At 41.6% G+C, this 24,325-nt stretch carries 21 protein-coding genes and 1 riboswitch; of the genes, 5 read left to right on the forward strand and 16 right to left on the reverse strand.

Translation table 11 applies throughout. The annotated features are described in order from the left end of the window. Window positions 1-71 precede the first annotated feature (71 nt). The 3 genes from BBI08_RS15260 to BBI08_RS15270 form a co-directional block, all read right to left on the reverse strand. On the reverse strand, window positions 72-1,586 hold the full coding sequence (locus tag BBI08_RS15260) for a succinyl-CoA:acetate CoA-transferase ScpC (protein ID WP_008498286.1): 1,515 nt from the start codon (window positions 1,584-1,586) through the stop codon (window positions 72-74). A gap of 594 nt (window positions 1,587-2,180) precedes the next feature. Further along, a complete protein-coding gene (locus tag BBI08_RS15265) occupies window positions 2,181-2,825 on the reverse strand; it encodes a LytTR family DNA-binding domain-containing protein (protein WP_008498285.1) in 645 nt (214 codons plus the stop codon). Window positions 2,826-2,920: 95 nt separating this feature from the next. Then, entirely contained in the window at window positions 2,921-4,423 is a 1,503-nt protein-coding gene (locus BBI08_RS15270) for a succinyl-CoA:acetate CoA-transferase ScpC (protein ID WP_065528299.1), read from the reverse strand. 322 nt (window positions 4,424-4,745) lie between these two features. On the opposite strand from BBI08_RS15270, the gene BBI08_RS15275 reads away from it, so the two are divergent. Together BBI08_RS15275 and BBI08_RS15280 are read left to right on the forward strand one after the other, a co-directional pair. After that, window positions 4,746-5,945 (forward strand): MFS transporter, encoded by a 1,200-nt coding sequence (locus BBI08_RS15275; RefSeq protein ID WP_008498284.1) that lies wholly within the window; start codon window positions 4,746-4,748, stop codon window positions 5,943-5,945. Between the two features lie 156 nt (window positions 5,946-6,101). Next, window positions 6,102-6,989, forward strand: coding sequence for a MerR family transcriptional regulator (locus BBI08_RS15280; RefSeq protein ID WP_065528300.1), 888 nt, complete (start codon window positions 6,102-6,104; stop codon window positions 6,987-6,989). Window positions 6,990-7,042: 53 nt separating this feature from the next. Here the strand turns inward: BBI08_RS15280 and BBI08_RS15285 are convergent, their stop codons facing one another. Beyond that, window positions 7,043-7,228, reverse strand: a complete 186-nt coding sequence (locus tag BBI08_RS15285) for a hypothetical protein (protein ID WP_008498283.1) — start codon at window positions 7,226-7,228, stop codon at window positions 7,043-7,045. A gap of 92 nt (window positions 7,229-7,320) precedes the next feature. After that, window positions 7,321-8,619, reverse strand: a complete 1,299-nt coding sequence (locus tag BBI08_RS15290; RefSeq protein ID WP_008498282.1) for an NCS2 family permease — start codon at window positions 8,617-8,619, stop codon at window positions 7,321-7,323. Window positions 8,620-8,978: 359 nt separating this feature from the next. Between BBI08_RS15290 and BBI08_RS15300 the strand changes: the two genes are divergently transcribed. Further along, a complete protein-coding gene (locus BBI08_RS15300; protein WP_237146549.1) occupies window positions 8,979-9,908 on the forward strand; it encodes a nuclease-related domain-containing protein in 930 nt (309 codons plus the stop codon). A gap of 843 nt (window positions 9,909-10,751) precedes the next feature. Here the strand turns inward: BBI08_RS15300 and BBI08_RS15315 are convergent. The 6 genes from BBI08_RS15315 to BBI08_RS15340 all read right to left on the reverse strand — a co-directional run bounded on the left by BBI08_RS15315 (window position 10,752) and on the right by BBI08_RS15340 (window position 18,548). Beyond that, complete coding sequence (locus tag BBI08_RS15315) at window positions 10,752-11,963, reverse strand: NupC/NupG family nucleoside CNT transporter (protein ID WP_008498278.1); 1,212 nt, start codon at window positions 11,961-11,963, stop codon at window positions 10,752-10,754. Between the two features lie 262 nt (window positions 11,964-12,225). Further along, a complete protein-coding gene (locus tag BBI08_RS15320; protein ID WP_008498276.1) occupies window positions 12,226-15,273 on the reverse strand; it encodes an efflux RND transporter permease subunit in 3,048 nt (1,015 codons plus the stop codon). 100 nt (window positions 15,274-15,373) lie between these two features. After that, window positions 15,374-15,619: a hypothetical protein gene (locus BBI08_RS15325; protein WP_065528575.1), complete on the reverse strand. Its 246-nt coding sequence runs from the start codon at window positions 15,617-15,619 to the stop codon at window positions 15,374-15,376. 113 nt (window positions 15,620-15,732) lie between these two features. Further along, a complete protein-coding gene (locus tag BBI08_RS15330) occupies window positions 15,733-16,899 on the reverse strand; it encodes a TraB/GumN family protein (RefSeq protein ID WP_008498274.1) in 1,167 nt (388 codons plus the stop codon). Between the two features lie 133 nt (window positions 16,900-17,032). Further along, window positions 17,033-17,878 carry a KPN_02809 family neutral zinc metallopeptidase gene (gene ypfJ / locus BBI08_RS15335; RefSeq protein WP_008498273.1) on the reverse strand — a complete coding sequence of 282 codons (846 nt, stop codon included), beginning with the start codon at window positions 17,876-17,878 and terminating at the stop codon, window positions 17,033-17,035. 58 nt (window positions 17,879-17,936) lie between these two features. Further along, on the reverse strand, window positions 17,937-18,548 hold the full coding sequence (locus tag BBI08_RS15340; RefSeq protein WP_065528305.1) for a class I SAM-dependent methyltransferase: 612 nt from the start codon (window positions 18,546-18,548) through the stop codon (window positions 17,937-17,939). Window positions 18,549-18,655: 107 nt separating this feature from the next. Next, a riboswitch (Lysine riboswitch) is annotated at window positions 18,656-18,834 on the forward strand. Between the two features lie 128 nt (window positions 18,835-18,962). On the opposite strand from BBI08_RS15340, the gene dapA reads away from it, so the two are divergent. Next, complete coding sequence (gene dapA, locus BBI08_RS15345) at window positions 18,963-19,853, forward strand: 4-hydroxy-tetrahydrodipicolinate synthase (protein ID WP_040850971.1); 891 nt, start codon at window positions 18,963-18,965, stop codon at window positions 19,851-19,853. Between the two features lie 50 nt (window positions 19,854-19,903). Here dapA and BBI08_RS15350 read toward each other — a convergent pair whose 3' ends face one another. The 5 genes from BBI08_RS15350 to BBI08_RS15370 all read right to left on the reverse strand — a co-directional run bounded on the left by BBI08_RS15350 (window position 19,904) and on the right by BBI08_RS15370 (window position 23,531). Then, window positions 19,904-20,881 (reverse strand): GGDEF domain-containing protein, encoded by a 978-nt coding sequence (locus BBI08_RS15350; protein WP_008498270.1) that lies wholly within the window; start codon window positions 20,879-20,881, stop codon window positions 19,904-19,906. After that, the gene (locus BBI08_RS15355) at window positions 20,854-21,654 is read right to left on the reverse strand and encodes an alpha/beta fold hydrolase (RefSeq protein ID WP_008498269.1); all 801 of its coding nucleotides are present in this window, start codon (window positions 21,652-21,654) and stop codon (window positions 20,854-20,856) included. Before BBI08_RS15355 ends, BBI08_RS15350 begins: the two co-directional genes overlap by 28 nt. A 278-nt stretch (window positions 21,655-21,932) precedes the next feature. Further along, the gene (rpsN, locus tag BBI08_RS15360; RefSeq protein WP_008498268.1) at window positions 21,933-22,202 is read right to left on the reverse strand and encodes a 30S ribosomal protein S14; all 270 of its coding nucleotides are present in this window, start codon (window positions 22,200-22,202) and stop codon (window positions 21,933-21,935) included. A 49-nt stretch (window positions 22,203-22,251) separates the two neighbouring features. Next, window positions 22,252-22,401 carry a 50S ribosomal protein L33 gene (gene rpmG, locus BBI08_RS15365; protein ID WP_008498267.1) on the reverse strand — a complete coding sequence of 50 codons (150 nt, stop codon included), beginning with the start codon at window positions 22,399-22,401 and terminating at the stop codon, window positions 22,252-22,254. Window positions 22,402-22,412: 11 nt separating this feature from the next. Beyond that, complete coding sequence (locus tag BBI08_RS15370; RefSeq protein ID WP_065528306.1) at window positions 22,413-23,531, reverse strand: GTP-binding protein; 1,119 nt, start codon at window positions 23,529-23,531, stop codon at window positions 22,413-22,415. Window positions 23,532-23,709: 178 nt separating this feature from the next. Between BBI08_RS15370 and BBI08_RS15375 the strand changes: the two genes are divergently transcribed. Continuing rightward, on the forward strand, window positions 23,710-24,273 hold the full coding sequence (locus BBI08_RS15375) for a YflT domain-containing protein (RefSeq protein ID WP_008498266.1): 564 nt from the start codon (window positions 23,710-23,712) through the stop codon (window positions 24,271-24,273). Window positions 24,274-24,325: the final 52 nt, after the last annotated feature.

Below are 24,325 nucleotides of genomic sequence, written 5' to 3' on the forward strand. Positions count from 1 at the left end.
CGGCTGAAAACACGCCACTTCGCTAGAGCGTCTTATGCCCGTCGAATCTACACGGGAGCCTCCGCTTTTCTTTATACTAATTGCTCTTTTTTCTGTAGCATGGTGCCGTTTTTCGCTAGGTCAGTATGCCACGAGAAAGCTTTTTCTAGTACGTGTGGTGTTTGTCCGCCGCGTGTTAGTGCTTCATCGTAATACTCACGAAGTTGAGCGCGGTACGTCGGGTGTACACAGTTAGCCAAAATTACTTCTACACGTTCACGCGGTGCAAGTCCACGAAGATCTGCATAGCCTTGCTCTGTTACTACTACATCCACATCGTGTTCTGTGTGATCTACGTGAGAAACAAACGGCACGACGCTTGAGATGTTGCCGCCTTTGGCAATTGATTTCGTGACAAAAATCGCCAAGCGCGAATTTCGAGCAAAGTCACCTGAACCACCGATGCCATTCATCATTTTTGTACCGGATACATGAGTTGAGTTTACGTTCCCATACATATCAAATTCTAGTGCCGTATTGATCGCTATTAAACCGAGTCGACGAATAATTTCTGGATGATTAGAAATTTCTTGAGGACGCATCACAATTTTGTTGCGATAGTTTTCAAATTCGCCGTAGACTTGTTGCATTTTTGGTTCGGATAACGTAATCGAACAACAAGATGCAAAGCTTACTTTTCCGGCATCCATTAAATCAAAAACAGCATCCTGTAATACTTCTGAGTAGACTTCTAAATCTTCGAATTCAGAATCAATCATGCCGTGCAAAACGGCATTAGCGACCGATCCAATACCTGATTGCAATGGAGCCAATTTCTTTGTTAAGCGCCCTGCACGAACTTCTGAACGTAAAAATTCTAGTAAATGATCCGCCATAATTTTTGTTTCTTCATCAGGTGGCACGATAGTTGATGGTGAATCCAATTGTTCAGTGAAAACAATGCCACGGATTTTTTCCATGTCGACTGGAATACCTTGTGTCCCGATGCGTTGATCAACTGCTGTCAACGGAATCGGTAATCGATCACCTTGTTTTCCTGTATCATAAATATCATGAATGCCTTCAAACAATTCCGGCTGTGCCGTATTGATTTCCACAATGATGTTTTTTGCGTGCTTGGCAAACACAGCAGAGTTTCCAACAGAAGTTGTCGGAATAATCATGCCGTCTTCTGTAATCGACAAAGCTTCCACAATGGCAAAATCAATCGTCTCTGTCACTCCTGTACGAATCCATTCTGCCGTATGCGATAAATGATGATCGACAAACAACATGTCACCTTCATTGATTTTTTTGCGCATGGTCGGTTCTGCTTGGAAAGGTAACCGTTTGTTCACAATACCTGCTTCTGCAAAAAGGCGATCAATATCAGAACCTAAAGAAGCTCCTGTAAAGACATTTACTTTGAAGCTTTCATTTGCTGCGCGCTTAACTAGCGCTAAAGGAACCGCTTTCACGTCTCCTGCTCGCGTAAATCCGCTTAGTCCTAGCGTCATCCCGTCCTGTATCCATGATGCTGCTTGTTGCGGAGTTACTACTCGTTCTTGTAATTGTTTTGCTTTAATACGGTCAAATTTCTTTTCCACTCGTATCACTCTCTTTCACTATTAGTTTTGATCGTTCGTCCCATTAAATAAAGCGTTTTCATAAGCGTGTGCTCAATTTGAAATCGCATAGCTTCTAAAAAGGGTGTAATGTTTGCATTATCTATTAACACTTAATTATTAGATAATTTTAACTTATTCTTTTGCATCACCGATTTTTACAGCGCGGAAAAGCGTTTAATGCTACAAAGCAGTAAATCAAATGCTTTAAGCAGCATATTTTTCACAACAAACATAAAAGTGCCTGTCCGTAAAAATGGACAGGCACTTTTATTATTTTTCTTTGTGGCAGTTTTTTGTCGGAGCTACATGGCTGCTTTCGCTTTTCTTGTTGTCTAGCTCCAACAACCAGCTCCTCGGGTCATAAGTCGGTCTGGCTGTGTGGCTGGAAATACGCCACTTCACCAGACCGTCTTATGCCTGTCGGAGCTAACCGGTTGTTTCCGCTTTTCGTTTTGTCTAGCTACAGCAGCCAGCTCCTCGAGTCGCTTCAGCCTTTCCTGCAATGGCATAAACCGCCATTACCTGAAAGGCTTCCAGCGCTAGTCGGAGCTACATGGCTGCTTTCGCTTTTCTCTAGAACCCTAGAAGTTTTCTGAAGTAGCTTGAATAGGACTGGCTGACGGGGATTTTTACGCCGTTGTCCATTGCTAGCATGAATGTTGAATGTGTATCTGGGTAAATTTCTTTTATATGATGCACATTGACGATAAACGATCGATGACAACGGATAAATGATTCGCGTGGTAGCAAGAATTCAAATTCTTGAAGTGAGTTTTTATTTGTGCCGGAATACCCTTCTGCATACACATGGGTTTTGCGGTCTTTTACTTCCAAATATTTCACTTCTGTAAACGGAATCGGTTTCCAGCCATCCGGACTTTTCACCGTTACCACCGATTTCCCTTCTGTAAATGCTGGATAAATGGCCATGACACAACCTTGAAGTTCACCTTCGTGTTCAAATGGCACCGCCATCCCGTGATAAGGTACGCCAAAAAGTTCTCGATTGATAAACTCAGACGTTTTTTGATTGGCCTGTAATGCTTTGTGAGCAATAGTTCCTGGCTTGACTGGGTCTCCAGATTTGATTTTCAAATCTACTCGTTTACTTGGACGATAATATATGTACTCTTTAGTATTTGTTACAGCTATTGAAATTTCATCAGAAAACAATTCTCCCATGACGTCTAATAGCGAACCTAGTGTAAAGCTTTTCATCTTAACCCTCCCGTTTCGAATCCCTGTTTCGATTATACATGAAAATCTTTTCTTCTATTTAAAAAAACCAGCCCGTAAAAGGCTGGTTTCAACAGTTACTCTGATAACAACATGCTGCCGTTAGTTGCTAAATTGGAATGCCATGAAAATGCTTTTTCGAGAACATGCGGTGTTTGTCCTCCACGCAATAAAGCTTCGGCATAATAAGCACGCATTTGTTCTCGGTACATCGGGTGGACACAATTTTCAATAATGACAGGCACTCGCTCACGCGGGGCCAGTCCACGCAAATCTGCATATCCTTGCTCGGTCACCACAATATCCACATCATGCTCCGTATGATCGACATGCGTAACAAATGGCACTACACTTGAGATGCTGCCTTCTTTAGCAATCGATTTCGTTACAAAGATTGATAAGCGGGCGTTACGCGCAAAGTCTCCGGACCCACCGATACCGTTCATCATTCTAGTACCAGATACATGCGTCGAATTCACATTGCCGTAAATATCAAACTCTAACGCAGTATTAATCGAAATTAACCCAAGTCGGCGAATAATTCCGGGGTGATTGGTAATTTCTTGTGGCCGTAAAAGAATTTTGTCTTGATATTTTTCAAAATCCCCAAATACTTGTGCCATTTTTTCTTTTGATAAGGTAATAGAAGAAGCCGAAGCGAACTTCACTTTCCCTGCATCAATCAAATCAAAAACGGCATCTTGAAGCACTTCCGAATATACTTCCATATCGTGAAACTCCGAATCGACCAAACCGTGAAGAACCGCATTCGCTACTGAACCGATACCTGACTGTAAAGGAGCAAGCTGGTTAGTCAACCTTCCTGAAGCTACTTCTGTCCGCAAGAAATCCAACAAATGACCGGCCATCATTTCCGTTTCCTCATCAGACTGTAAAATCGTTGATGGCGAATCGGGCTGGTCAGTAAAAACAATACCTCTTACCTTTTCTAGGTCAACTGGTATACCGATTGTTCCAATACGGTCGTGAACACGTGTTAACGGAATTGGTGAGCGTTGTCCTTGCTTGCCAGGTTCATAAATATCATGCACCCCTCTAAATAGCTCAGGTTGTGAAAGATTGATTTCAATAATGACGTTTTTCGCATGCTTTACAAAAACCGACGAGTTCCCAACTGAAGTGGTGGGAATAATCATGCCGTCTTCTGTAATCTCCAATGCTTCAATAACAGCAAAATCGATTGGTTCGATAACTCCCGCTCGAATCCATTCAGCCGTCTGAGACAAATGGTGATCAACAAACATGATGTCCCCATTGTTTATTTTTCTACGCATTGCTGGATCTGCCTGAAATGGCAGTCGTTTGTGAACAATGCCTGCTTCTGCCATTAATTTATCAACGTCTGAGCCTAAAGAAGCTCCCGTAAAAACATTTACTTTAAACTGTTCTTTTTCGGCACGGCGAACCAATGCATAAGGGATTGCTTTAGCATCTCCTGCACGCGTGAATCCACTTAATCCAAGGGTCATTCCGTCCTCGATCCAAGAGGCTGCTTCATCAGCAGATACAACTCGGTCCTGTAATTCCGTGACTTTAATACGATGAAGTTTATTGTCCATCCTTATCACCTTTCGGAGGCTTGAGTTTTTGTTAGCCTATATATTAATTATATCTTATTGAGTTAATTCTCAAGACTAGCTAGACTCCAACAGAGCAGTTTCTGTCCCTATTTCTTCACATTCCTGCAACAATATAATACGTAAAACCCTTAAGCTAACACTTATTTCTTGCAATAAAAACGGAGGTTCCTTCATTCCCATTTTGAATGGGAAAAATATCAAGTCTCTTCTATTGACAATTGTTTTACAGCTGAAATATTATAGAAAAGTTGTAGAAAATAAATTCGTATAATTTTATATAGAAGAAAAGAGGCTACCTGCGATGTCGCCAGACCAAAAGAAGAAGATTTTTATTTTGATGATTAATATGTTCATCGCGGTCGCAAGCTTTGGCATTGTCATACCGATTATGCCTTCCTATCTTGTATCCATTAATCAAGGCGGCATGGCGGCTGGCTTAATGATTGCTATTTTCGCCGCTTCCCAATTTCTTTTTTCGCCGATTGCCGGTAAATGGGCAGATCAATACGGTCGCCGAAAAATGATTATTTATGGGTTACTCGGCTTAACCGTCTCCATGTTCGTGTTCTATGCTTCCAACTCTATTTGGACCTTGTATTTCTCTCGTGTTATTGGTGGAATCGGAGCGGCGATGCTAATTCCTGCCATTTTTGCTTATATCGCAGACATCACGACTTTTAACCAACGTGCAAAAGGTACGAGTCTTGTTTCTGCCTCGATGTCTCTTGGCATTGTTGTCGGACCAGGCATTGGCGGGTTTTTAGCAGATTACTCGTTAAAGCTGCCTTTTCTCGTTTCAGCACTCGTCTCTTTGGCCGCTGTTATTTTCTCTGTCTTATGGTTAAAAGAATATGATGCGACTGATGCCAATCCGGCACTTGCCGCTAAGTTAACCGATGAAGAATCCATGTTCACCAAAATCGGACGCTCTACGAAGATGCCTTATTTTATTCCGTTGATTATTACGCTCGTCATGAGCTTTGGGTTACTGGCGTACGAATCCGTAGTTGGACTCTATTTAGACAATCAATTCAATTCCACTGCGAAAGATATCGCCTTTATGATTACCGCAACCGGAATTGTTAGCGTGATTGTGCAATTGTTTGTTGTTGACCGCATCGTTCGCCGTTACGGCGAAGTTGCTATTCTTGTTACATTTCTTGGAGTGGCGGCGTTTGGTTTCTTGTTATCTCTTTTTGCCGGAAGTTATGCGATGTTCTTTGCTGTTTCGCTTGTGATTTTCTTAGCCACTTCTATTTTGCGCCCTGTTTTGAATACGTTAATCTCAAAAATGGCTGAAGGCGAAGTTGGATTTGCGATGGGTATGAACAACGCCTATATGAGTATTGGCAATGTAGCAGGTCCTTTACTTGCGGGTATTTTATACGATATCAATATCGTCTTCCCGTTCATTTTAGGTCTTATGATGTTGCTACTGACACTTTCAATTACAGTCGTTTGGCAACGTTCGCGTGCTGTAAAAGCATCTACTATTGGTTAGTTACGGGTTCTCTCAGGAGAACCCGTTTTTTAGATAGTTAAAATAAATTTTTATTTTCGGAAGCTTAGCGCTCGGCTCTAGCTTTACGAGTCGATTTATACGTTGTATAATATTTGTACAACATGAACTATAAATCTATAGAATGAAGGTAATGCTATGTATAACATTAAAGCAGCTGCCAAAATCTTAGATATGCCGAAAGTGACAATTCGTTCGTGGGAAACGCGTTACAATGCGATTACTCCTGCAAGAACAGAATCTGGACATCGCTTGTATTCGGATCAAAATCTGGAAGATTTGAAATGGCTTAAAATACAAGTACAAGACAACGGCATGAAAATCAGTGAAGCCGTAAAAAAATTACATGCTTCGCGTCATCAATTCATTGCACCTAAAGAAGAGTTTTCTCAAAATGATAACTCGGAATACAATGAACAAATAAATCAGCTTTTTCAAGCGGCTGCCGAAATGGATACTGAACGCTTTAATTATTTATTGGATTTGCACTTTTCTTTATTCCATCACCAAACTGTCTTTTTTTCAATCATTGCACCGTTGATGATTCGTATTGGCAAAGCTTGGGAAGATGGAATCATCAGCGTCGCTCACGAACACATGATTACGCATATTGTTCAGCAACGCTTTAATCAGTTTTTTCGTATTTTCCCGACCTCGCCAAACTTGCCAAAAGTGATGGCGCTGAGCCCGAGTGGTGAGCAGCATCAATTAGGCTTGCTTCTGTTTACTTTGTTCTTGCGAGAAAACGGATTTTCTGTTGTTTATATCGGACCCGATACACCTCTTGAAGGATTAGAAGAAATGGTCGTTAAACACAATTTCAACCTGATGTGTATGTCTATTGCTTCTCCTAAACTGATGGAAGTCGCCAATCGTTATATGGGTGCTTTATCGAAAGCAAAGCCAGAAATGCAATTTATTCTTGGTGGTCAAGGTATCGATTGTAAGCAATATGAAGGCAATCGTTGGTGCCTTGGCACTGATATAAAAGTTTGGCAACAATGGCTAAAAGAGCAAAATTTTTAATCTTATACAAAACGCCCTCAATTTAGTGATTGAGGGCGTTTTTGCATCGTTTTTTATTGCCAGTCAAGATCTTGGTAATCTTTTTGGTAAGGTCCGTTGTCTGTGACTTCTGAGTGATAAAGCGCTTTTAACGCAAAGCCTTTTTCAAGCTCCATCTCATCCTTCAGCACTTTCAACCGTTTTTTCAATTCCGGATGATCACTGACCAATTGCTCCATTTTGGATTTGTTGTATTTCATCTGTATCCGCTCCTTTTGAATCTTCTTGTCTTTATTGTACACTGCTGCAGAAAAAAACGCACTTGCTCAGCAAGTGCGTTACTGTGTATTAATTATCCTAAATAATGAAAAATGAAATTCGCTAAGAACAAACTAGCAATGACATAGAGTGTCGGAGATACTTCGCGTCCTCTGCCGACAGCAATTTTTAAAATCGGGTACATAATAAAACCAATCGCGATTCCATCGGCAATGCTGTACGTAAACGGTATTAACGCCACAATCAGCAAGGCCGGAAAGCTTTCGCTCATATCCTTCATATCAAGGTTTTTAATGTTTTGAAGCATCAAAAATCCGATGATGATCAAAATGGGCGCAATTGCACTATCTGGAATCAGTTTAATGACCGGAATGAAAAACGAAGCAATGAGAAATAACAGTCCTGCCGTAATCGACGTTAATCCCGTCCGACCGCCAGCTGTCATGCCTGCAGCACTTTCAACTGTGGCGACAGTTGGACTCGTACCGAAAATTCCAGACGCCATCGCAGACACAGATGTTGCCTGGAAAGCACGACTGAATTTCTCAGGACGCTCGATAAACGCCACTTGCCCATGAACCAGTCCAATGTTTTCAAACACCAACACCATTGTCAGTGAAAATACCGCCACCCAAAATGTTGTGGACAAGATATTGCCAAAAGACAAAGCGCCAAATACTGCAAACGCTTCTGTCGCATTGATCGAAGACTCGTTCATGCTGCCAAAATCGATGAGTCCGAAAAATGCAGCAATGATGGTTCCAACGACAATGGTAATCAGGAAGTTCCCTGGCACATTGCGGATAAACAAAACTACCGCAATTATCACCGTCAGAACTGTCGCCAATACATGCGCATCAGCAAGCGAACCGAGTGCCAAAATCGAACTCGTGCCACGCTCAACAATGCCGCCTTTTTCCAGACCGATCAGCATTAAGAACAAGCCCAGTCCGACAGTAATGGCTTCTTTCAGCGAATGCGGCACTGCAGCGCTCAGCATCTTTGCAAAACGCGTAAAGGCAACCGCTACAAAAATAACACCGGAAACAAATACAACCGCTAACGCTTCTTGCCAAGACAAGCCCATTGACTGGACCATCGTGTAAGAAAATAGCGCATTAATGCCCATACCTGGCACTAACAAAATCGGCGCATTGCCCCAAAAGCCCATGAGCAAACAGCCAAAAACCGCCGCCACAATCGTCGCAACAATTGCTGCTTCAAGCGGCATGCCTGCTTCCGACAAAATCAGCGCATTGACGGCTATAATATAGACCACCGTAAAAAAGCCGATTAAGCCCGCTGTCATTTCACGCTTAACTGTCGTGTCATTTTCCTGAAGACCGAAAAACCGATCCATCCAATTAAACATAGTCATAACCTTCTATTAAATTAGCCCTCTCCCTACCCGCTCTGCCTATCGAAATAGGTAAGCCAAGGTAGGAGTGTAATCTAAAAAGAAGGCGCTGTCAAGATGGGGCTAGCTTGGTAGCGGATAGTCGCATTTTTGTGGCCGCGCGTATTTTCTTCGCATCGTGCGTATTTCTCGCGGGCCGCGCGTATTTCCCGGGAAACGTGCATAAGAAGACCCCGTTTGGTTTTGTCGCTTTTCGCTGGCGAAAAGCCGGTAATTGGGGTCTTGAAAATAAGCTTTTGCAGGGCCGATGAGAATGCTATAATTCTAGTAATTCACACAAAGGAGGAATTCATATAACAAAAAAAATTGGTTTATTGTCACAAGCAGAAGCTTTGGCACTATTGCTCACTAGGCTTAGCCCTCAACATCCACAGCGACAGTTTCTTGAGCAGCAACTCTCCTGGACGAACGCGGGCAAACGTGGCGAAGAACGTATCAAAAGAAAGTTCAACGAGTTTTACACGGAGGAAGATTTCCGTGTTTTATGGGATGTTAATTTGAAAATTGGTACTTGGTCGGTACAAATGGATGGACTTCTGCTTACTGAAAAAGGAGCAATTATCATCGAGTCCAAAAACATTAGTGGCCAACTGCATTTTGATGAAAAAACGGGTGAATTTTCTCGCGTTAATCTAGCAGGCGAACGAACCGTTATGGAAAACCCGAAAATCCAACTGAGGAAACACATTCGCTTCCTCACACATTATTTTAAAATGAAAAAAATTAATTTACCCGTGTCTGGAATGATCGTCTTTACCGCCAAAGATTGCGAATTCATTTCCAAACCGCATGACGTTTCTGTATGCAAAACCTATCAAATGATTGAATACCTGTTAAGAATTCTACAGGCTTTCCCCCTTGAAGCCGAAAATCACAAACTGGCGAAAATCCATAAATTGATTTTGACCAATCAAACCCCTTATCAACAAACCCCTTTATGCGTCTATTATTTCATTGACCCCAAAGAATTGCAGTCCGGCGTATACTGTTCTTGCTGCCAATCGCTAGGCATGCGGCGACTAAACAAAAACTGGGTGTGCAAAAGTTGCGGTTTCCAGAATCCTTCAGCTCATCTTTTGGCAATCCAAGAATACTTCAGTTTTGTTGAAACCACTATTACCAATCAAAAACTTCGCGGATTTTGCGGATTTGAATCTAGATCCGTAGCTACGCGGATGTTAAGTCAGCTCGATTTAAATCGAGTGGGAGAATCAAAAGCTCGCTCTTATCACTTGCGCAAATAAAATGTTAGCCTCTCACTTGGGTGGGAGGCTTTTTTGCGTTTCGCAGACCGTACGCGCGTATTTTTTGCGGAACGCGCACAAGCGTCTCGCCACCACGCGGAAGTTTTTTCCTGCGCGCGTATACTCTCCCGGATCGCGCGTATTTCTCTAGAACCGTGCGCAAGCCTCCGCTCACCGCGCATATGCCGCCTTCAAGACCCCTCACTCTCCCGACGCCAAAACCAAAAACACGAATGCCTCGCTTTTCGCGAGCGAAAAGCACTAAAATCCACACGTCGTCAGCAGTCGCTACGCTCCATGTGGGGAGAAATTCTCGTTTCGAACACCGTACGCGCGTATTTTTTGCGGAACGCGCATAAGCGTCTCTCCACCGCGCGCAAGTTTTTTCCTGCGCGCGTATACTCTCCCGGATCGCGCGTATTTCTCTAGAACCGTGCGCAAGCCTCCGCTCACCGCGCATATGCCGCCTTCAAGACCCCTCACTCTCCCGACGCCAAAACCAAAAACACGAATGCCTCGCTTTTCGCGAGCGAAAAGCACTAAAATCCACACGTCGTCAGCAGTCGCTACGCTCCATGTGGGGAGAAATTCTCGTTTCAAACACCGTATGCGCGTATTTTTTGTGGAACGCGCACAAGCGTCTCTCCACCGCGCGCAAGTTTTTTCCTGCGTGCATATACTCTCCCGGACCGCGCGTATTTCTCTAGAGCCGTGCATAAACCTCCTCTCACCGCGCATATGCCGCCTTCAAGACCCTTCACTCTCCCGACGCCAAAACAAAAAACACGAAAACCTAAAAAAAAGACCTGCAATTTCTGCAGGTCTCACATTATAGTTAATTTCTTAAACGAACATTCCCGCGATAGCTGCACTCAATAATGACGCGAGCATACCTGCTGCAACGGCACGAATACCGAGGCGTGCAATGTCAGGGCGACGTTTTGGCGCAATGGCACCAAGTCCACCAAGTAAAATAGCTAAAGAACTTAAGTTCGCGAATCCACAAAGTGCAAAGCTGATTACAATTACAGTTTTAGGAGACAGGTCTGCAATTTCAGGTGCGAACGCTGTATACGCTACAAATTCGTTCAGTACTAATTTTTGTCCGATAAAGCTACCAGCTTGTACAGCTTCAGCCCACGGCACACCAATTGCCCATGCAAGTGGTGCGAAAACAACACCTAAAATGCTTTGGATGGTCAAGCCACCGAAGCCGAACCAGTTGCCGATCCCACCGAGCATACCATTCAACAAAGCGATTAATGCGATAAATGCCAATAGCATCGCACCAACGTTTAATGCCAATTGAAGACCGTCAGATGCACCACGTGCTGCTGCATCGACAACGTTAACTGAAGTTTGATCTTTTTCCATAACGAAGTCTTTTTCTTCGACTTCTTCTGTTTCGGGGATCATCATTTTGGCCATGATTAAACCAGCTGGTGCAGCCATAAAGCTTGCAGCCAATAGGTATTCAAGCGGCACTCCAAGAAGAGCATATCCTGCCAAAGTTGAACCAGCTACTGAAGCAAGTCCACCAGTCATAACTGCGAATAATTCCGACTTCGTCATACCCGCGATAAACGGACGAATAACAAGCGGTGCTTCTGTTTGTCCCACGAAAATATTCGCCGCTGCTGAAATCGACTCCGCTTTACTTGTTCCTAGAAGTTTTGATAAAGCTCCTCCAAGAATCTTAATAACAATTTGCATAAGGCCTAAGTAATACAGCACTGAAATTAAAGAAGAAAAGAAAATAATAACTGTCAATACTTGAAAAGCAAAGACAAATCCAAAGCCGCCTACATCAGCCGCTGGACCGAATAAGAAAGCAATACCTTCACCTGCATAATCGATTACATTCTGAACAAGATTCGATAGACCTAATAATATTTTTCTCCCGAATTCCCATTCCAATACCATAAATGCAAACGTAATTTGGATAGCTAATCCGCCGAGAATTGTCCGTGGCTTAATAGACTTCTTGCCGCTTGATAACAGAAAGGCGATTCCCAGAACAACGAATACGCCAAAGATGCCCCACAATAAATTCACAACTTCACCTCATTGATATATTTTTATCAGAAAATTAAGCAAATAATTTGTTTAACTCCACTGTCGTCAGACATCTTACCAAATCTAAAACAAGATGTAAATGGTTATCGTGTGACGAAATGAGAACGCATTCATAAACACAACTTTATACCTTCTAGGTTACTTCCGGAATCTCCTATCCTCTTCCATTAAAGGTTTTATTGTCCTGACAATAAAACCTAAAAATAAAAAAGCACAACCCGGAGGCTGCGCAATTTAATTGTTATGCTGTGGCTTTATTTCTACGACGATTCATGCGATAAAATACTAAGTAAAGCGCTGGAATCATCACTAATGTAAACAAGCTTGAGAACGTCAGTCCTGCGATGATGGTAATGGCCAATGGTTCAAATAACGGATCCCCTGACAATGCAATTGGTACAAGGGCAATAATCGATGTAATCGTTGTCAACAGAATGGGTTTGATTCGGGCATAGCCTGATTCGATAATGGCTTCCTTAATATCAAGCTCTCCTGATAGACGACGAACTTCTACAAAGTCGATTAACACGACCGCATTTCGGACTACAATACCTGTTAGTGAAACAATTCCCATCACTCCTAGGAAGCTTAATGGTGTTTGCGTTAAGAACAAGCCAAGAATAGCACCGGAAATACCTAAGTAAACAGCAATCAGTACTAAGAACGGCAAGCTGAACGATTTAAACTGGAATGCGATAACTAAATACACCAGTAAAATAACAACTAAGAACAAAACACCAATTTCAGCAAAGAAAGCTTCTTGGTCAGAGTTTTCTCCACCCGTTGATAATTCATAGCCTTCTGACAATGATTCGCGCTCTGTATCAACGACATCTAACATTTTGTTTTCAAAGTCATCCACATCGCCAAATGCGCGAAGGGTAATTGAACGATCTCCTTCTTTATGCGGAACTTGCGCCAATTTCGTCGTATCTTCTGCTGTTAACAGTTCATTCATCGGCACCAATGTCGGTGGTCCTTGTTCACTAAGTGCCGGAACTTCAAATTGAGACAAATCAATTGGTTGCCCTTCATCAATTCCGGATTGCTTTAAGAACACTTGATACGGCATTTGACCTTCATAAATGGTGTATAGAGGCACCCCTTGTGTCAAAAGCTGAAGTTGATTCGTGACTAGACTGAGTGCAATTTTGTTTTCTTGTAATGCATCTTGGTTTGGTACATATTCAATTGCTGGAACCGGAGCTCCTAAATTATCCGTAACAATCGTTGCACCACTCGCAAGCATTTGCTCTTTTAATTGATCACGAATAGACGCTAATTCTTCGATATCTTCGCCTTTAATATCGACTGTAACTGGAGCTCCTACAGGTGGACCTTGAACAATCGTATCCAAGAAAATTTCAGCTTCCGGGAAACGCTCACGTAACTCGGGCTGCCATTTTTCGATAAAATCAGCGGACGTTGTTTGGTCACGGTCAATTCGGAATACTACTTGACCCGTATTGCCGCCTGTATTGTTCATTGAAGAGGCAAATAAGTTCGGTAAACCTTCGCCTGAGAAAATAGAAATTTCTGCGACATTGTCATCTTCAGACTCGACTTCCTCCGTTAAGTTAGTAAGAAATTCATCGGTATCTTCAATCGTTGTGCCTTCTGCAAGGCGGACGTTCATGGTCACTTCTTCACGGTCAGCTGCTGGGAAAAATTCAAACGGCGTAAAGATTGCGAGTGATAATAATCCCGTCGCTATTAACAAACCGCCGCCTCCAACAATTATTGGGCGTTTTAATACACCACGTAAAACTTTATTGGAATAAAACAACGCAAGTTTCTCGAGTGGTTTTCCTAAAAACCCAGGAGCTTTTGATATTTTGTTTGCTTTACGTTTTGTTTTTAAATATTGCATCATTGGTACAAGTGTAATCGATAGTATCGTTGATGCGATAATCGTGGTGATTAAAATACTTGGCAAGGCTTTGATAAAAGCCCCATTTCCACCGGACAGCAGCAATAATGGTGTAAATGTAACAACAATTGCTAAACTAGAAGCAATAATTGATGGATAAACTTCACGGACGCCAGTAATCGCGCCATTAAGTGCGGAATCTCCTAATTTATAACGTCGCTGAATATTGTCATTTACGACAATACTGTCATCAACTAAAATCCCGATCGCAATAATAAGACCAATCACGGAAATTTGGTTTAAATCGACCCCCAACCACGGAATCGGAATCATCCCGATTAACACAGAAGCCAGTACCGTTAACGCAACCGCAAACGATCCAAATAACGTTAATCCTGCTGTTGTGACGATCAATACGGCAAGTACGGCAATTGCCAATGAAACGTACAAGCTATCAAAAATCTTATTGACACTTTCTGCTTGAGATACGTATTTTTCAGCTTGAACGCCCGCCGGCAATTCTGTTGTGAATTCTTCAATGATGTTAGACACTTTTTTATCAACTGCAGGAACATCTTGTTCTGTCTGCAAAAAGACTGTGTATGAAATGGCATCTTCGCCTTCAAATGTCACAATATCTTTTGTTTGTTGATCTACTATTTCAATCGTTGCAACATCTGCAAGTGGCACTGCAGCTGCACCGACTTGTAATTCTTTTAACCTCTCAATGCCTTGCCCTTGTTGAACAGTTAGGCTTATTTGTTCATTGCCATTATCGTGTGTACCAAGTGATAGCGGTTGATTGGCTTGTTGAAGCGATTGGAGCACTTCAAATGGCTGAAGTTGATTTGCTGCCAGCTCTTCACTATTCAGCTCGATTAGCACTTCTTGTGAATTCAACCCTTTAACCGTCGTTCCAGCAACGCCAGAAACGACCTCTACCTTTTTAGATAAAGCTGACAAAGTTTCTTCCATATTTGCCAATTCTTCTTTATCTCCGTAAAACATATACGATACTAAAGGAGAAGTGAAGCTCAATTTTTCAACGGATGGTTCTTGTGCGTTATCGGGGAACCCTGAGGCAGCACTACTTGCTTGTTGCTGGAGGCTCTTCACCAAATCATCCGAGTTTTCTCCATCTTCTATTTCTAACGTAACAATAGAAGCAGAATTAGAAGAAATCGATTGCAAGGATGCAATGCCATCTACTTTTTGAATCCCACGCTCGAGTGGATTCGTAATAGAAGTTTCAACTTCTTCAGGTCCCGCACCTGGCAAAATAGTTGATATTAATACGAGACTTGACGGTGTTTCTGGAATTTCACGTTGTGGCAATGTAACAAAGACATAAGCTCCAACAATCGACAGAATTAAAATTAAAAATATGAATAACTTGCTACGATCTAATATGTATTTCATTATTCCGCCTCCTCCACCTTTTGTATAATTATTGTATAACTACAAAATTCAAAACACTAGTAAAAAGCTCGAAAAAAACCAGATGGATAATCCATCTGGTTTACAAGCTTGGCATCTGCTGCTGTTTCATCCAATATGCAGCGACAAATAACAACACCGGTAGCAAAATAGACATTCGGAACCAAATGCCTTCTCCACCCCAAAATATGAGTGCCATGGGGGGCAAAAGCGCAATTCCGCTCCAAGCTAGCGCTTTCCATGATCGTTTCCATAGACCGATAATCGCCAATATAATTGACCCAATCACCAGAGACCACAGCAAAATTCCAACCAAAAAAAAGCTCACTTTAATGCGCCTCCGTTCATCATCTTTCTTACTTAATCTATACCCGATTTTCAAAATAAACATACGTTACAACAAAAAAAGACAGCCTCTTCGGCTGCCTTCTCAAGTAAATTTTATAGGTTTTGGAAAAACAAACGAATAACATCCAAGCCACCGATAACGTTACCAGCAGCTGTACCTAAATTGGTCAACACGACAACCAATAAAACACGCGTCACTTTATTGTCCCAAAATCCTTTGAGCGTAAAAACGTCTTTCGACAATGTTTGGAAATCCCCAACATTTGGGCGACGAACATAGGCTTGTGCCAGTCCCGAAAACCATCCAGCAGCCAAAAGAGGATGCAAGGCACCAATTGGTCCGCCAACAAACGCTGTTAAAATCGCTAATGGATGACCAAAAGCAATCGCCGCTCCAATTGCGCCGAGACACGCTGTCCACAAAATCCAGCTTATCGTTTGGTCAATTCCCGCTGCTGGGTTGTTCATGAACGTAATAGCGATCATTGCAACCAACGCTAATGGAATCGCCCAGCCAATAACTTTTGGCCATTTCGATTTTGGTGGAACTTCTGATAATTTTTTTAAATCATGGTCGTTATGAACCTCTTTAATAATTCCCGGTACATGAGCAGCACCAAGAACAGCGACGATTTTTTTACCAGGAGCTTCTTTTATTTTTTGCGCCAAATACTGATCTCGCTCATCAATAAGCGGTGTTTTTAATTTTGGGAAAGCTTGTGTAAAGTCATCCATCACAGCGTTCAACGTATCTTGTGATTTCATTTTTTCCAAATCTTCTTCTGAAATGGTTTCTTTGCTAAAAATGCTAAAAAATACAGAAGTGAGCAGTTGCGCTTTTCCCATAAAGCCGATATTGCCCCAAATGCGTGAAAATGTCACTTGAATATTGCGATCGGCTAGTACAAGTTCCGCTCCAGCTTCTTTAGCAGAGGCAATTCCTTGAATCATTTCTTGTCCTGGCTTAATGCCAAACTGATCAGCTAGTCGGTTTTGAAACGAAGAAATAGCCAAGTTCATCAATAATAAACTCGCTTTTTTGTCTTTAATCACTTTAAAAATATCGGTTTCTTTCCATTTGCTATCTTGCGTTACCGATTCATAGCGTTGTGCATCTAATTCGATACAAACCGAATCAGGCTGTTCTGCTTCAATAACTGCCTTCACCTGCTCAGCACTTGCTTTAGATACATGTGCCGTACCGATTAAGATCAATTCTTTTTCGCCATATTCTATGCGTGTGATATTATCATCAATCATGCTGTACTTCCTTCATAGAACTATATTTCCCCTCATCCCAGATGAAAAGACTGTCTATTCTTTATAATGAATCAGAATAGCAAAAATATCAATGCTGCACCCTTTTGTTTCGTATAGAAAAAACAGAAAAAGATCACAAATCAGTCGCATTGAACGTATCGCCATCTTTTAAATTACCAGATTGAAACCCTTTTTTAAACCAGCGCTGGCGTTGTTCTGAACTACCATGAGTAAAACTTTCAGGAACGACGTATCCACGCGAACGTTGTTGAATGGTATCGTCTCCTACAGCACTTGCAGCCGTTAACGCTTCTTGCAAGTCACCTTCTTCTAGATATCCCATGCCTTGCGCATGATGTGCCCACACGCCTGATAAATAATCCGCTTGAAGTTCTAAGCGAACCTGCACTTTATTGTATTCTTCTTCGCTTAATTGATTGCGCAGTGGTTGCACTTCTTCCATCACTCCAAGTAAATTTTGAACATGGTGACCGACTTCATGTGCTACGACATAAGCCATCGCGAAATCGCCTGGCGCTTGGAATTGCGTTTGTAATTCATTGTAAAAACTTAAGTCGATATAAAGTTTATAATCGCCCGGACAATAAAACGGCCCAACCGATGCTCCCGCTGTTCCACAAGCCGATTCAACACTGCCTGTATACAGGACGAGTGTCGGTTCTACGTACTCCATGCCTTCTTCTGCAAAAACTTCTGTCCATACTTCTTCCGTATCTGCAAGAACGACCGAGACAAATTCAGCCAGCTCTTCTTCTTCAGGCGTTGCTTCGTAAGGCTGATTGGACGTGGTTCCAGTCGATCCACCTAATTGATCCATGATAACACCCGGATCGCCTCCTAAAAACGCGACTAGTAGGACGATCAAAAGGCCTCCGATGCCACCTCCGGCCACAATCGCTCCACCTTTACCTCTTCGGTCTTCAACATTTCTGCTGGCTTTTCTGCCTTTCCAATCCATAAGGGTCCCTCGTTTCACAATGGTTTTATAGTTAAGCATACCCGTTATCGCCATAGTTTTAATCCATTTTAGGAAGCCGGTAAATTAAAAATCGTTCACGCGGATCTTTATGAAAATCAGGCAATGGAATTTCTTTTACTAATTGAAAAGCCGTGCTCATTTCCAAGTAATCGCCATACTCTTGTGAGCCGAAAAATAAAACCACATCAACTGTTCGCGGAGTTTTTTCAGCCGAGCGCATAACTTGATTGAGAAAAGCGATAAACACCTCTACTGAAAAAGGATTAAAAAAATAAAATTTATTGTCTTGGTCTGCGACTTGATAGTCTTGCGCCAAACAATTATAGAAGCTAATGCTCGACTCAGCATCTTTATGCTGTTCAAGATAACGTTTTTTATTTTCGAGGGCTTCAGCGTAAAATACGGGATTCATCTCAATCCCAGCACTTTTCGCACCTAAGAAATGATGAACATAAAAATTTAAGCGTCCCTTGCCACACCCAACATCTACAAGTTGATCTTCCGGAATCACAGGATAATGCTCGAACAAGGTATCTAGTAAATCATATGGAGTTGGCTCGTAACGATTGTGGTGCAAAGAATCGTTGAATCCTTGTTGGTGCCCCACAGTTACGATGTTTAGTTGACTGTCATATGCAGGATCGTTCATTCTATTCCACTTCCTTCCCTAATAAAATTTTACGTTTTTCATCTTGCAATTAACAAATATATTTGTTATAGTACAGCTAATTCAATATTTCTTGCTCCATTTTTATGGAGTAGGATAGAGGCGCAAAAACCATCAGTAAGCAAAACGAGGACGATGAGGTCCATTGACGTTTGCCAAAAGGGGGATTTGCCGAAGTGACGGAAAACTCATGTTTCCGTGCGCTGGGTCTGTATTTAACAAATACAGGACTGTCATATAGGAAACTATATGGAGGGCTATCTGATGCACAGGAACGAATGGTAAACATTGTTTCTACTGCAGCAACAGGACCCCCCTGTTGCTGCTTTTTTGTTTATTCCTGACTGGCCCCTCACCTCTAAGCTACGAAAAAAATTAGAAAAGGGTGTGTTGTTTATGAATTTCGGCCAAATTATCACAGCAATGGTAACACCGTTCGACCAACAAGGAGAAATCGATTTTCCAGCAACCAAAAAACTAATCGAGCATTTGATCGCAAACGGCTCTGACGGACTTGTCGTCGCAGGTACGACAGGTGAATCACCTACCTTATCAACTGAGGAGAAAGTAGAGTTATTCCAATTTACCGTAAACACAGTCGCTGGTCGAATTCCGGTTATTGCAGGAACTGGATCAAATAATACGCGTGCTTCTATTTCATTGACGCAACAGGCAGAAGAAGTCGGTGTTGATGGAGTCATGCTTGTTACGCCATATTACAATAAACCTTCACAAGAAGGCATGTTCCAACATTTCCAAGCTATTGCCGATTCTACGAGTTTACCCGTTATGCTTTATAACATTCCTGGTCGTAGCGTGGTCAATTTGTCTCCTGAGACAATCATTCGCTTATCTCAAATCAGCAATATTGTTTCTGTCAAAGAAGCTAGTGGCGACTTGGACGCAGCTGCAGAAATTATCGAAAATACGCCAGACTCATTTACTGTTTACAGCGGTGATGACAGCCTAACGTTGCCAATGCTATCAATTGGTGGCACTGGAATTGTTTCGGTTTCTGCACACATTATCGGTAATGATATGCAAGATATGATTACGAGCTTTAAAACAGGTGATGTAAAAACAGCGGCAGCTATTCATAGACGTTTAGTGCCAACGATGAAAGCATTGTTTGCTGCGCCAAATCCGACGCCAGTTAAAGCCGCTCTTAACATCACTGGCGTTCAAGTAGGTGGTGTTCGATTGCCGATGATTCCATTAACAGAAGAAGAAACATTTACGTTACGTGAATCTTTACCGGATTTGCATTCAGAAGCTGTAACAAACTAAAGTCGAAAAAACGCTGAAGTCCACAAACTTCAGCGTTTTTTAGATTCGATTTATATTAGTCCGTAAGCACAGTTTCTGCCGTCAGCTTTTGCTTTATAGAGGTAGCTGTCTGCCCGTGACAGCCAGCTGCTTATTTCATCGCCAGGCATATATACCGCGACGCCAATACTGACAGTAACAGGTACATTTATCCAGTCAACAGACTCCATATATTTGCATATGGCATTGCCTTTAGCTAAACCTTCTTTAGCCCCAACGTCAGGCATAATAATCACGAACTCTTCTCCACCAAAACGTGTCACAATGCCATTTGATCCGACGACTTCTTCCAAACGTCTCGCTAACTCTTGTAATACGGCATCCCCTATTTGATGACCATGCGTATCATTGACACGTTTGAAATAATCGATATCTAAAACCAAAACAGCGACTTCGCGCCCTTTTTCCGCCTGCACTAAAAAATGTGTTAGCCGTTCTTCAAGATAGCGACGATTTTTTAAACCAGTTAGTGAATCTGTAATAGCTAGTTGTTGAAGCTCTAAATTTAAAGCGAGCAACTCTTGCTGTTTATTTTCAACTTCATTCATTAAAGCTTGTAATTTGTCGTATGCGTCAGCCGTTTCACGATTAATTTTTTCGGCATTGCGCTTGGCCATCAGTAATTCCTTTTCATACTCCCCGCGCACACTCATCTGAATCATAGCGCATTCGTAATACCCGCCCCGGTCTACTGCGTTCATTAACGCTGGCATAGAACCTGTTGTACTTTTTAATGTTAAAAACATTTCGTTTACAGTACCGTGCATTTTAATAGAAGGAGTAAAGTAGGTTTGAAAATACATCCGTGAAGCGATTGTCAGTAAATCATGAATATGGTGAGGATTTTCTACACCTGTTAAGTTCCGCAAGGTGTTATTGATTTCAACTATACGTAAGTCCCGGTCCAGAACTAAATAACCGCAAGGCGCTCTATCAAGTTGCTGTTCCATTGTCTTCACTCCTACTCTGCCAAGTACCTCTTGATGCATGTTACGGTCTCCTCGACATCGCTTAAATGTGGATTATGCCCCACCGCTTCCATCATCACCAATTTACTGCCGGCGATTTTTTCGTGAATGTAAGCACCAATTTCTACCGGTACAATCGCGTCAAACTTTGGCTGAAGAATTAAGGTTGGTACTGTCACTTTATCCAAGTGGTCGCGAAGATCTGAAGTGAACGTTACATTAGCAAATTGTCGTGCAATCATAGGGTCATTTGAACATAATAATTCCTCAAAATCTTCCGCCAGTTGAGGTCTCTCCTCATTTTGCATCACTACAGGCGCCAAATATTTTGCCCATTCTTTATAATTTATCTCCATCATATCCAATAATTCATCAATGTCCGACTGCTCAAATCCCCCGTTATAGCCTGGTTCGTTCATATAATAAGGCGATGGTCCAATCATGATCATTTTCTCCATCAACTTGGGCTGTTCAATCGAAGCCAACAAACCAATCATCGAACTAACAGAGTGACCAATAAAAATTAGCCCTTCCAATTCGAGTGCCGCGCAAACTTCCAATAAATCTTGCTTGTAACCCTCTAACGTACTGTAACGTTCTTGTGAGTATGCTGATTTATCACTATTTCCTGATCCAACATAGTCAAAGGTCACAACGCGATAATTCGCTTCAAATTTCACAATGGTATTGTTCCAAACTTGCTGATCACAACCAAATCCGTGACCAAATACTAAGGTTTTTTCCCCGTGTCCCGTCACTCGTACATTATTACGCTTTAAAATATCCATTTTCACTGTTGCTCCGCCTTTTGTGTGCTTCTCATGAGGAGAATAAATTAGATTACTAAAAAGTTAAATATATCTAATGATAGCATCAATAAATGGATTTAAAAGAGCTTAAACTAAAAAATTTACTGATTAAAAGTACTATTCACCTACCGTAATTTTATAACACAAAAAAATACAGCAGACAAAAATCTGCTGTATGACATATTTTCACAATATAATTTAGTAGAAATCGAATGATTGTCTATCTTTTTGTTCTGGCTAACTCAAGGGGTTTCAGGATTTATTTACCAGCTTGCTTTTTTAACACCCGGAATCTGCCCTTTATGCGCCAGTTCTCGGAAAGTGATGCGTGACATCCCAAATTTGCGCATAAAACTCCGTGGTCTTCCCGTCACTACACAACGATTATTTAAACGAGTTGGTGATGAATCTTTAGGTAGCTGAGCTAGTCCTTGCATGTCTCCTGCTTTTTTCAATTCTCTTCGTCGCTCTGCAAATTGGGCAACTAAAACTTGCTGTTTCTCGTGGCGTACAACTTTCGACTTTTTAGCCATTTTTCCACCTCTTTATACTAGTAATGATTACGATTTGTAGATTAAAAAATTATTTTGTTTCTCGATGAACAGTAACTTTCTTAAGACGTGGACTGTATTTTTTCAATTCGATTCGTTCAGGATTTGTTCGCTTATTTTTTGTTGTACTGTAATTTCGATCGCCTGTTTCTGTACATGCTAATGTTATGTTAACTCTCATTTTTTCCCCTCCTAAACGAGTACTTGAAATTTTGGTAGCGGGTCACAAAATGTTGTCCAATCTTGTTCTTTTTCTTCATCAGTCAACAAACAGAGATCTAGCTCTTTCACGATGGCTGACTGATTCATATCAATTCCAATCAACACTAGCTCAGTCATTTTCACGCCATTTTCTAAATCCCATTGCCCAGCGTACTCAATGCCAAGTGATGGCCCTGCTTGTGACAATAGAACGGCTGTGTCGTTTCTGGTTGCTAACCATAAAAACCCTTTGGCACGGACGATTTCCGCTGGCCATTGCAAAATCCAATCCATTAATCGCTGTGAATGGAACGGCTGTTGGCTGCGGTAAACAAATGAAGAGATACCATATTCCTCGGATTCAGGAATATGATCTTCGTTTAGTTCCTTAATCCAGCCTGCGCTTTGGCTTGATTTTTCAAAATCGAACAAGCCTGTATTGATCACTTTGTCCAAAGCTACTTTTGAATGGACAGTTTCAATGATTTGAGCATCCGGATTTAAAGTTGCTAGCAATTCTTTTAACTTGTTTTTTTCCTCTTGTGGGATTAAATCCAGTTTGTTCAATAGAATGACATTGGCAAACTCAATCTGATCGATTAGTAAATCAGATATTTCGCGAATATCTTCTTCAGATGCTCCTTGACTTCTTTCTAGTAGAGACTCTCCTGAAGCAAAATCCTTCCAAAAAGCATAGCCATCAACCACAGTAACTAACGTGTCTAAACGGCAACTTTTCGTTAAATCGATTCCTATTACTTCATCATGATATGTAAAAGTTTGAGCGACTGGTAAAGGCTCACTGATTCCCGATGACTCAATAACAATGCAATCAATCTCACCACGTTTTAACAGCTTTTCAACTTCTATCATAAGATCCTCTCTCAACGTGCAGCAAATACACCCATTCTGCATTTGGACTAGCTTTTCTGTAGTTTTTGAAAAGCCTCCTTGCTCTATGAGACTTGCATCAATATTCACTTCACTCATATCATTAACAATTACAGCCACTTTCAAGTTTTCTCGATTAGAAAGTAAATGATTCAGTAACGTTGTTTTACCGGCTCCCAAGTAGCCACTTAACACCGTAATTGGAACAGGACTCCCCATATACTCACCATCTTTCTTTTTTACAAATAGTAATGATTACGTTTTATATTGTATAAAAAATGAAACTGTAACGCAAGCTTTTATTTAAAAACCCGTTGGTTTGTTTTAAAAAACAACAGGGTACATTATCATTACCATGCTTTACAGGTGATTTTTCACTATTTAGGAGGAATTCGAAATGACCAACGAAGGAACAACATTAATCCAGTCATACGATGTACAAGCAGAAATTTTGCATAAAATTAACGAACTAAAAGCACAAGGCTTTAAAGAAGAAGATATGTATGTTATTGCGAAGCACGATGATCAACTATCTATGGTCCAAGGACAAACGAATGTTCATTTAGAGGCCCAAGAAGATGAAAACATTATGAGCAAATTCAAAGCTTTTATTTCTGGTGAAGATTCTACGCGACATGCTTTTACACAAATGGGCTTAGGCAGTAGCGAAGCAGACGATTATTATCGGCAAGTGGAAAACGGCAAGCTTGTGCTTTATGTTAACAGCGAATACAGCACAACTTATAAGCCCGAAACCAATACATCCACAACTGCTCGAATGGCAACTGCTGAAGAAGTGCATTTGCGCTCTCAACCAGAATCACTTAATCATAAAGAAGAAGCCAAGCCTTCAGAGCGCGCTATTCAAGATACAGAAAAGGTCAACAAAAACCATCACCGAGAAGAATCAGATATTGCGAACATGGTAGAAGCCAAAAAGAACCAACATCATTTATTTTAGAAGCCAAAGACGTATCCGAATGATTATTCGGATACGTCTTTTTTCCTATTGA

Origin of the sequence: Planococcus halocryophilus, assembly GCF_001687585.2 — a bacterium.
GTDB classification, from domain to species: domain Bacteria; phylum Bacillota; class Bacilli; order Bacillales_A; family Planococcaceae; genus Planococcus; species Planococcus halocryophilus.

What these genes read in the sequence shown, in the direction of transcription:
- BBI08_RS15290 (WP_008498282.1), bottom strand. Translation starts at nt 8,619, where the DNA reads ATGTTTAATTGGATGGATCGGTTTTTCGGTCTTCAGGAAAATGACACG.
- BBI08_RS15340 (WP_065528305.1), bottom strand. Translation starts at nt 18,548, where the DNA reads ATGAACGATCCTGCATATGACAGTCAACTAAACATCGTAACTGTGGGG.
- BBI08_RS15265 (WP_008498285.1), bottom strand. Translation starts at nt 2,825, where the DNA reads ATGAAAAGCTTTACACTAGGTTCGCTATTAGACGTCATGGGAGAATTG.
- BBI08_RS15330 (WP_008498274.1), bottom strand. Translation starts at nt 16,899, where the DNA reads ATGATTGATGATAATATCACACGCATAGAATATGGCGAAAAAGAATTG.
- BBI08_RS15320 (WP_008498276.1), bottom strand. Translation starts at nt 15,273, where the DNA reads ATGAAATACATATTAGATCGTAGCAAGTTATTCATATTTTTAATTTTA.
- BBI08_RS15285 (WP_008498283.1), bottom strand. Translation starts at nt 7,228, where the DNA reads ATGAAATACAACAAATCCAAAATGGAGCAATTGGTCAGTGATCATCCG.
- rpsN (WP_008498268.1), bottom strand. Translation starts at nt 22,202, where the DNA reads ATGGCTAAAAAGTCGAAAGTTGTACGCCACGAGAAACAGCAAGTTTTA.
- BBI08_RS15280 (WP_065528300.1), top strand. Translation starts at nt 6,102, where the DNA reads ATGTATAACATTAAAGCAGCTGCCAAAATCTTAGATATGCCGAAAGTG.
- BBI08_RS15350 (WP_008498270.1), bottom strand. Translation starts at nt 20,881, where the DNA reads ATGCATCAAGAGGTACTTGGCAGAGTAGGAGTGAAGACAATGGAACAG.
- ypfJ (WP_008498273.1), bottom strand. Translation starts at nt 17,878, where the DNA reads ATGGATTGGAAAGGCAGAAAAGCCAGCAGAAATGTTGAAGACCGAAGA.
- BBI08_RS15270 (WP_065528299.1), bottom strand. Translation starts at nt 4,423, where the DNA reads ATGGACAATAAACTTCATCGTATTAAAGTCACGGAATTACAGGACCGA.
- dapA (WP_040850971.1), top strand. Translation starts at nt 18,963, where the DNA reads ATGAATTTCGGCCAAATTATCACAGCAATGGTAACACCGTTCGACCAA.
- rpmG (WP_008498267.1), bottom strand. Translation starts at nt 22,401, where the DNA reads ATGAGAGTTAACATAACATTAGCATGTACAGAAACAGGCGATCGAAAT.
- BBI08_RS15275 (WP_008498284.1), top strand. Translation starts at nt 4,746, where the DNA reads ATGTCGCCAGACCAAAAGAAGAAGATTTTTATTTTGATGATTAATATG.
- BBI08_RS15370 (WP_065528306.1), bottom strand. Translation starts at nt 23,531, where the DNA reads ATGGGGAGTCCTGTTCCAATTACGGTGTTAAGTGGCTACTTGGGAGCC.
- BBI08_RS15375 (WP_008498266.1), top strand. Translation starts at nt 23,710, where the DNA reads ATGACCAACGAAGGAACAACATTAATCCAGTCATACGATGTACAAGCA.